This is a genomic window from Loktanella sp. Alg231-35 (assembly GCF_900143545.1).
Taxonomy (GTDB): Bacteria; Pseudomonadota; Alphaproteobacteria; order Rhodobacterales; family Rhodobacteraceae; genus Yoonia.
This window is the reverse complement of record NZ_FREV01000005.1, coordinates 352,329-359,462: the sequence shown is the minus strand read 5'-3', so window position 1 is coordinate 359,462 and position 7,134 is coordinate 352,329. Positions and strand designations below refer to the sequence as shown.

The following is a 7,134-nucleotide window of genomic DNA, read 5'->3' as shown; positions in this document are numbered from 1 at the left end:
CACAAGGACAGCTCAATCATCCGGCTGCGGCCGCAACATCCCAATCACATCTGGAGCGTCGATTTTGTGCACGACAAACTGAGCAACGGGCGGCCCTACAAGATGCTCACGGTGCTGGATGAATATACCCGTGAGGCACTGTGTGTCGCGGTCAAACCAAAGATGAACAGCGCGGATGTGCTGGATGCGCTCTACCCACTGCTTTTGCGGCGCGGGAAACCCGTATACATTCGTTCGGACAATGGCTCAGAGTTCATCGCAACAGCACTACAAGACTGGCTGAGAAAGGTCGGGATTAAGCCGATCCAGATATACCCGGGGTCACCCTGGGAGAACGGATACAACGAGCGCTTCAATGGCACGCTGCGCCGAGAAGTCCTGAATGCTGAATGGTTCCACACCACGAAACAGGCACAGATCGTCATCAATACATGGCTCAGACAGTACAATCGTGTTCGACCCCATCAGGCTTTAAACATGCGTCCGCCAATTCCAGAAACATTGCTCAAAAGTGGCCCATAGAAATGGGGCTGGACACGCAGGAGATCTCGAATGCTGCGGTCGCAGCCCACATTGCCGACCTTCGCCGCGAGTGCGAAATTCAAAGCAGATCGAACTCACAGATCGCGGACAATGCAGACGTTGAGGTAATACTCCCTACGCCCCACATACGACCTACAGTGAACGTTGATAGGGAGGATTGAACGAGACAAGATATCGGAACTTCATTTCGAACCGCGGAAGTTGTTGATCTTTATCTCTGTCGCCCACCACAGCAGGCATCGAACAACTGAAAGCAGCATGAAACCTAAACACGATATACCTTAGAAACGCTGCAAAACTGTCTGAAAAGGTGGGACCACTTCAATACCCGCCCTCACGCGGCAGCGAACCCCGTTCCGGTCCAGATGTAGTCCAACTGTTCGAACACCGGCGACCCGACCAGCGCGTCAGCAGAGTAGAGCAGCTGCAGTTCTTCTGCGTACCGCGTCACGCCGGGAACCAGACCGGTGATGTTGCGCCAACCAGCCCAAGTGCCGGGGTCGGCGAGATTTATAGGGTTCGTCGGATCAGCCGCCTGATGCCAACCAGCGGCATTCAAGATCGGTGTCAGTACAAAACGGGCATCCGTTGTCTCGATCTCGCTGCACGCGGCCGCGTCACATTCCCAACTGGTCCAGTCGTCATCGGCGATCGTCCCCGCAATAGGAGCGGCCGCATCGATCACACGTGCCAACACCTCAAATCCGCCACCTGGCGTCGGTCGGCTGAGCGACAAAGGATCTGTCGCAACTGCACGCAGAGCGGCAGTCGGCGCAATACTAAGTGTCCGCCCGATCAGGTGTAGTTGGCCGGTACCAGCCTCGGGCAATTGACCGCCCGCCGCGGGCAAAACCCGCGCTGGCGTCAAGATTGGCACCGCACCACCACGCATCGCGACCTCTTCCAACGCGTTATCAAACGTCGGGATGAAGTCGCTGCGAATGGTGTAGGACAATGGGAAACTCGCCTGCCGCGGTCCTGCAGGGCGCGCGCCCTCTCGCGAAACAAAGGACATCGGCGGCAATGCACCCGGTTGCGGCAGTGAAAGCTGCGGCCCAGCAATACCCAGTGCTGCGGCAATCAAGCGAGAGCGCTGTTCTACCTCACCATACTCGCTCAGCAGGTTGATATATCCGCCGATTTCCGTGATGTTGCGCGGCGCTGGAACGCGCGATGGCGCGACATCACCCGAGATGGCGAGCCTGTGGGCGATAACCTCGCGCGCGCGTTGAATCGCGGGCGAATTGGTGGTCTCAAGGATACCGATGATCGCTTGGGCCAGATCATCTTCGATGCTTGATGTGGCGGGCGGGTTGGTTGTTGTATCACTCATTATCTTCCTCCGCTGGAGTACTTAGGCCGTTCAGGAAAGTCAGAATAGCCTCACTTCCACTCTCGGACTGACTACCGGGATCGGCTTCAGTGTTCGTCTTCGTAAACCCACCAAAAAGTTGCGCCAAAAGCAGTGTGTTGGCAGGATTTGCCAACGCCGTTGGGCCGCCGGGGAAGTCCTTGAAGAGGTTCTGGACAAAGGCGGCCCGGTTGGCCTCTGGCCGACCACCAACAAGGGCCGAAACACCATCGGCATTCTTGGCGATATCCTGAAACCCCTTGATCTTGGCGGCGTTGCTATCATCTGACGCTTTCTTTTTGGCGGCCGCTTTCTTGGCATCCTCCTCTTTTTTCGCCGCGGCCGCTGCTTGGCCTTTGCCCGCCAGTTCAGTCGCCTTGCCGACCAGATCCTTTGTCAGATCGGTGGCCGTATCAATGGCCTTGTCACGACCTGCCGCGACCGATTGCGTTTCAAGCGCCAGTTGCGCCTGTAGCTCTTTCAGCCCGGTCAAATCGGCACCGGCGCGGGCAAGATCGGGTGCTGCCTTGAGGATTTCCGCCAGTTGCGATGTTGGCACGGCCTGACCGGTGCCGATGTCACCGCCCGCAATCGTCAGCGTGTTGGCTGGCTGATTATTGGGCAGATCGGACGGCGCACGCGTTCCGAAAATTGCATCGCTATCAGCAGGCAACACCGGCGGATCACCCACTGGCGGAGGCGTCGGGCTATCCTGCCAATTCCAGAAACGCCGATGATCGATCATCTCGCAGGAATTGCAGCGACCCAGTACCGCTTCGCCAAGCAAGCCTTTGGTCGGCAGTGAAATTGTTCGCCTTGGCGGGCGGAAATCCTCTCGGTGGAATGCAAGCAGGCTGTCCTGAATGTCACCAGTCGTGATCTCCATGCTTTCCGCAAGGTCCGGCGGGATCGAGAACGGCATAATCATCGCATTGCCGTAGAACCCCAGAACCTTGTTTTGCACCGCACTCAGCAGCGAAACCTCGCTTGATGGATCATCAAGCCCGCCTTCGGGCACGCCTATGGTGAACCGTTCAAGCAATATCGCGCGTTCCTGATCGGACATGCTGGCCCAAATGGCCCGCGAATAGCGCGCGGTATTTGCGACGACATGCTGGTACATCTCTTCGATCCGGCGCAGATCGCGTCTGGACAGGACATCCGGCACCTCTTGCACGGAAAAGGGCAGTGTCTGTGGCAGCGCCTGAAACGTGTTATCGTCAACAATGGTTTCGGCATTCTCGTTCATCCGCGCATCGAATTCGCTGATCATCGCCGGACCGACAACATCGTCAAAGTCCGAGCCTGAGATCGTCGTATGCAGGCTGCGGTTGATGTTACGCGTGGCCCGGTCAAGGTCGTCTGCGTCTTCAAGATTGGCCAAATGCTCCCAGATATTAAAGACGTTCAACGCATCCGGGCCGGTGTAGAAAGAGTAGGCAAAGCTACCGGTTCTGCGGCGCAGTTCGATGCGGGCGATGTCGGATCGTTCGACCGAGCGCGGCAGGGCAACAGAGCCTGTGTAGGTCCGCCGCTTGGTCGGGTCGCGCCGCACATCGGCCAGACGGACAAACAGGTTTTCACGCGTCTCTGCGGGCAGATCATAATGGCTGTCGACATCGATTGGGGACCCGGACAAAGGAACCGGGCCAACACGGTCGCCATCCTGCGTGAATATGACCGCAGAGATATCGTCGTTGGGCATGAATGTGCCTTCGGCCTCAAACGTAACGATGTCCTGCGCAACACCTGCCGCAGTTTGGGGCGTTGCATCCTTGTCGGCAATAAACTCTTCCAGCAACTTCAGCGCAGTACGGAACCGACGCCGGTTGCGGAACGCCCGGCGGAACACATCGGCGTGGCGCAGGATGACCTTGTAGCGATCCAGCAGGCTGGATCGTGTAATGTTCGCGGGCAGTTGGTCTGTTTGCCCAGATCGGCGAAAGCGGATCAGCTGCATCGGCACAAAGACAACCAGCTGCACCCCTTCGATCCGGGTTTCCATTGAAAAGTCACGCAGCACCTCAAACCATTGCATCGTCATCGCGTGACAATGGTTTCGGTTGGCAACGAATTTGGTTGTGGCCGTGCGCCGGTCGGTCGCTGTCGCAGTGCGCACGCTGGTGCGTGACGATGTCCGTTTGACCGAGGCACTGCGTTCAAGTGCAGCCGAGAATGTCTCATGGGTTTCGGACAGAAAATCGCGCGATGTGTTCTGTGTGCTGGACGAGTTACCCGACGAATTGGAGCTTGCCCGCGCGCCGCTGAACCCGACACCGCCGACAATCGCCCCGATGCCACCAAAGAGCCCGCCTCCGATACCACCCGCACCGCCAAAGCTCTTGGAGAATGCTTCTGTCGAAAACGACGAACTTCCGCTGATCACCTCGTCCAATGCGCTATCAAAAGTGCTGTTGAACGAGGTATCGCGTGCCTCGTCGAATTCCTGCGCCTCTTCGAAAGTTAGGCTTTCGCGTTCGCGCACCGTCAGCCTTTCGCGCTGTTCAGATACGACGATGCGTTGTTCTTCGCCCGGCGCCAGTGGCAGCGAATAGACTAGTCGCCCCAGCGACATGCCCGCATGCACGGCCGTTGATCGCATCTTGGCGACATAACCGAGTGCCAGACTGGAGGCCTTGGGCACATTTTGTGGGCTTTTCTCCATGTCTTCAAAAAAGTCTTCGATATCAATCGGCTCATCGATTGGAATCCGGTCACGGAAGTCCCACTCGCCACCGTCGTTGTTGAACGCGGTCAATAGCGTTTCAGCAGAAAGCTCGGCTTGCGCAAAGGTCACACCGGGGATTGTTGCGCTGAAACGATTGCCGCCGACGATCCGGGTGCGTGTAATGTTCTTGGGCCCAACCAGCGGGTCGATCAGCCTGTAGACCACTGAGTATCGCCGCCGTGATACCGTGCCGCCCTCAGTGCGGTATTCCGAGGCGCAGTCGCCTTCGCCCAACACGATGGGCGCCTGACTACCTATAAAATCCGTGATGCTTTCTTCCGCATCCTCCGGGTCTACCGGAAAAAGGTCTGCGAGCTCTCCGACAATGGATTGCTGCAAAGGCAAAACTGTGCGGCCCAGCACGACAAGCCCCAGTTCGCCATCAAGTGCATCGACCCGCGGTACGTCTTCCGTCAGGGTGGTGTTTTGCCCTCTGATGCGGATCGTCAAACCATTCTGCGGCAAACGCAGGTTGGGCAGATCAAGTGAAAAGACACCGCGTTTATCCGTAACTGCCTTTTTGACAGCCCATGAGAAACCATCGTTGTCGATCCCCTCATTGCTGGTGAAAGTAGGTCGTAGCACCTCGACAATCACGCGTTCGGCCGGGGTACCATCAGGGTTGATCAACTCTCCGCGGAGCTTGGGTGCCAGCGTGGGAACGACCGCCCCAAGAAAACCACCCGCAAGATCTTCGCGGACCGTGTCGAGTTGGCGGAAGATTTGGCCGGTTGACTGAATGCGCGCATCAACAAGCTCGCTCAGGGCATCCGCCGACAGCGCGATCCCCACGCCTTTGCGTAAATCTTTTAGCTTTTCCTGCTCGGTTTTGAGCGGCACATTGATGTCGGAGCCAGCAGCGCTGATTGTTGCCGAGATGTCGCCGGAAAGGCGACGATCGGTCAGGTTGTCGGGAATAGAAAGCGTAATGCGCGGCGGTTCGCTGCTGGAATCAGACATAGAAATAACCTCTTGCGAAGGCAGAGTAAAATGCTGCCCGGAATAAAGTGGGCCGTTAAGAATGGTGTAATGATAGCATAATTTGAGGATTCACGAAAGCTTGGTGCAGTTTCCGACACGCGCCGGGTGCGCTTGCGATGAAGTTGTCTCACTGAACGGAAGTTAAAGCTGAGAAGTTTTACGATAGAAACTGCAACCGCGTTCGTCTAGCCGTCGGGGACGGCCCAGAGCCGACCTTGAGCCCGTCCATCGGATGCTGCAATCGCAGCCCGCTTTCCGGTCATTCGCTGCGGGCGCACAATCTTAGTTTGGCTGAACTTACAGATCGCGGGACGAAGCGGACGAGATGCGCTTATAGACGCTCCATATGAAACTGCCCTTCAGTCACGTCTAAGCGAAGCTTGTCATCTTCTTCCCACCTGCCGTCCTGAACGACGAACTGATGTCCTTCAATATCCCAGATATCATCTTCGAGAATATCTGAAGTCCAATGAGCGCCCCACCCGAACTGGTTTTGCTTTAGTGATAGAATCTCGCCAGTTGCGGACTTGTGTGTGGATTTGTGGAAGTAAAAAAGGGAAGCTATTTGACCAGAAGGAGGGGATCGCCAGTGGTCAGCTATGATCTTTTCACGTGCCGCCATCGAAAGCTCTACCTTGTGGGGTGATAGGAACAAAGACATCCCTAAACATGACCAGTATTAGTGTTGGAGACAAGTTTCTGGTGACATCTTAACCAGTCGCTTTGGGCTCAGTGCCGCCACTAGATCTGTCGCAGCATGTTCAACCGACGTCGAGCGTTATGCCAGCAGGGACGGCCCAAAGCCGAATTTCGGAGGGTAGCAATTCTAACCAACCGCCTTCCCGAAAGCCGCCGTTCGTCTAACTTGCAACAATTTGAGTGATCAGATTCCCGCTGCGCGGGACTTTGCAGGCATTCAGTTTCAAGCGTTAGCTAACGCAACACACGCCTAACCGGACGCCATAGGGTTGGGGATTCTCACCACGTTCAATGATCGCTTCGGTGACATGCTCTGCGTTGAGCTAGCAACTTTGCTGCGCTCGCAAAGCCATGCTGCGTCAGCAATAGCGGCAACTGCTCAAGTCCGTTTTGTCCGCGTCTTGCAACTTCATCCTTATCTCAGTGGACGACGCCTTATCGCTGACCCGCCGCTCTTGCGTTTCTGAGCGAAAGTGTATGCAGAGCCCAAGTCGATGGAAGCTGCTGACCGCAAGGATGTCGGTTTTCGTTACTGCGAGTTGTTGAGGTGCTTTGCATCCAAGTAATACCTCGCATTGATGCAATAAGGCAGATCCAGGATACGTAAGCAGCACGAAAGCGCTGACTCTCGAAGTGACTAGAATCGCAATATATTGATTTTGTTTAGAAAATGGCGCACCCGACAGGATTCGAACCTGTGACCTTCGGCTTCGGAGGCCGACACTCTATCCAGCTGAGCTACGGGTGCTCTATTTAGTCCTACTGCTTACGCAGTGCTTACGCGAACTTACGGCCAGTTTGAAGGGCGATCCGAGTATCCGCCCAAGCCTTT

At 56.2% G+C, this 7,134-nt stretch carries 4 protein-coding genes and 1 tRNA gene; 1 reads left to right on the top strand and 4 read right to left on the bottom strand.

Features of this window, described 5'->3' with window-relative positions; genetic code table 11:
- Positions 1-522 (top strand): integrase core domain-containing protein (locus tag DHN10_RS14575; RefSeq protein ID WP_159087011.1); only part of this gene is annotated, 522 nt, incomplete at its 5' end.
- A gap of 355 nt (positions 523-877) precedes the next feature.
- Here DHN10_RS14575 and DHN10_RS14565 read toward each other — a convergent pair.
- From DHN10_RS14565 to DHN10_RS14550, 4 genes are all read right to left on the bottom strand, one after another.
- The gene (locus tag DHN10_RS14565) at positions 878-1,876 is read right to left on the bottom strand and encodes a hypothetical protein (protein ID WP_108816055.1); all 999 of its coding nucleotides are present in this window, start codon (positions 1,874-1,876) and stop codon (positions 878-880) included.
- A complete protein-coding gene (locus tag DHN10_RS14560; protein WP_108816054.1) occupies positions 1,869-5,582 on the bottom strand; it encodes a hypothetical protein in 3,714 nt (1,237 codons plus the stop codon). The genes DHN10_RS14565 and DHN10_RS14560 overlap by 8 nt, the downstream gene beginning before the upstream one ends.
- Before the next feature lie 352 nt (positions 5,583-5,934).
- Positions 5,935-6,225: a hypothetical protein gene (locus DHN10_RS14555; RefSeq protein ID WP_159087010.1), complete on the bottom strand. Its 291-nt coding sequence runs from the start codon at positions 6,223-6,225 to the stop codon at positions 5,935-5,937.
- Positions 6,226-6,973: 748 nt separating this feature from the next.
- Positions 6,974-7,050: transfer RNA gene (locus DHN10_RS14550), tRNA-Arg, on the bottom strand.
- Positions 7,051-7,134 lie beyond the last annotated feature (84 nt).